The sequence below is a fragment of the Candidatus Acetothermia bacterium genome (genome assembly GCA_024653305.1).
In the GTDB taxonomy this organism is placed as follows: Bacteria; Bipolaricaulota; Bipolaricaulia; order Bipolaricaulales; family Bipolaricaulaceae; genus JACIWI01.
Map to the genome: position 1 here is coordinate 1 of JANLFW010000051.1, position 2,040 is coordinate 2,040.

General features: G+C 63.4%; 2 protein-coding genes. One reads left to right on the plus strand and one right to left on the minus strand.

Annotated elements, in window-relative coordinates:
- On the minus strand, positions 1-85 hold an 85-nt coding region (locus NUV94_08135; protein MCR4392704.1), incomplete at its 3' end, for a succinyl-CoA synthetase, alpha subunit.
- A gap of 264 nt (positions 86-349) precedes the next feature.
- Here NUV94_08135 and NUV94_08140 point away from each other — a divergent pair.
- A partial coding sequence (locus tag NUV94_08140; protein MCR4392705.1) for an ABC transporter substrate-binding protein occupies positions 350-2,040 on the plus strand: 1,691 nt, incomplete at its 3' end.

A 2,040-nucleotide genomic window follows, 5' to 3' on the forward strand; every position in this document is an offset into this window, starting at 1 on the left:
CCATCTGCCGGGTGTGGAACGCCCCCTCGCTCCCGGTGATCCCCTGGACCAGCACCTGTGTGTTCTCATGGATCAGGATGGACACGGTCGCACCTCATTTTTTTGTTTGGAAGGATAAGGACCCGGGGCAGAGGCGGCAACCCGGGAGGTGATCGCGCGTGGGTTTTCCTCTCCCGGAACCACTTGACAGCGCGGTCGGAGTCGGGTAGAGTTATTTTGGGGTTGTCTCCCGAGGGGGTGATGGGTGGAGGAACGTACGGTTTCAGAGTCTTCCCTGTGGGAACCACAAGGAGGCACAAGTATGTGGCGCAAACTAGGGTTGGCGTTAGTGTCGGTTGGCTTGGTTGGGATGATTGCCTGGCCGCAGGTCAAGAACCCGGACACGATGGTCGTGGCCACGATCGGGGACCTCGAGACCCTGGACCCGGCATGGCACTACGACACGGCAAGCGCGACCGCGATCTTCAACATCTACGAGACCCTCGTGTTCTACGACCGCGAGAACGTTGACAAGTTCGTCCCCCAGCTGGCCACGGCGTGGGAAGTGTCGGCTGATGGGCTGACCTACACGTTTACCATCCGCAAGGGGGTCAAGTTCCACGCGGGCGGGGACCTCACCCCGGAGGACGTGGCGTACAGCTTTCATCGCGCCCTGATCCAGGACCGCTCCGGCGGCCCGATCCACATGCTGCTCGAGCCGATCTTGGACGTGGACTCCATCGCCACCCTCGCGGAGAAGGTGGGGGATGCCGAAGCCCTCCGGCTGGTTCAGGAAGCGGTGAAGGTGGTGGGAGACAAGGTCGTGATCGAGCTGGCCTACCCGTTTGCCCCGTTCATCCAGATCGTGGCCGGTAGCTGGTGCTCGATCCTCGACAAGGAGTGGGTGATCGCCCAGGGCGGCTGGGACGGGTCGGTGAACTGGCGGAAGTGGCACGACCCGGCGGCCGAGGAGTCGGAGCTGTTCAAGGTGGCCAACGGGACCGGGCCGTTCAAGCTCGAGCGGTGGGTGCCGGGCGAGGAGATCAGCTTCGTCCGGAACGAGGACTACTGGCGCGGGCCGGCCAAGCTCGCCCGGGCCGTGATCAAGGTCGTTCCCGAGTGGGGGACGCGCCTGGCGATGTTCGAGGCCGGGGATGTCGACATCATCGCCGTGCCGCGGGCATTCGTGGCGGTGATGGATCCCCTCGTGATCGCCGGCAAGGCCCGGTTGATGGGGCCCTTGCCCGGATCCATTGCCCAGTCCGGGTTCTTCAACTTCGAGGTCGCCGCAGGGAGCCCCTTCATGCCGCTTGTGGCCGGGGAAGCTCGGCCCAACCTCCTCTCCGACGTCCACCTGCGCCGCGCGTTCAACTACGCCATGGACCTCGCTACGTACATCAACGAGTCCTGGCTCGGCGAGGGGTGGGCCCTGCGCGGACCGATCCTCGAGGGGCGGCTTGGGTTCAACCCGGATCAGCCGATCTACGAGTTCGACCTGGAGAAGGCCGAGGCCGAGCTCCGGGCCGCCTGGGGCGGCGAAGTCTGGCAGAAGGGCATGCGTGTCACCATCACCTACAACACCGGCAACCTCATGCGCAAGTTCGCCGCGGAGATGCTGGAGCGGAACATCGAGGGCTTCAACGACAAGCGATGGCAGGAAGGGTTCCGGTCCCCGTTCGTGATCGAGGTGCTGGACCTCCCCTGGCCGACCTACCTCAAGTCCATGGACGCTGGCCAGCTTGGCATCTTCTTCGTCGGCTGGCTCGAGGACTACGCCCACCCCCACAACTGGGTCCACCCGTTCATGTACAGCACTGGCGCGTTCGCCATGGGCCAGAACTTCGGCGTGGTGAAGAATGTGCAGTTCACACCAGTGCACGCAACATTCCTCAACCCAGTTCTGGCTACCAAAGGCCCAGTATCCACCTACTGGCGGGATGGGCAGGGGAACATCGTCCACCTCGAAGCTTGGACTGACACCGATAACAACGGGCTGCTTAGTGTCAGCGATCAAATCGTCCTAAACGGTGCAGAATATCATGTGGACGCGATCTCCCTAGA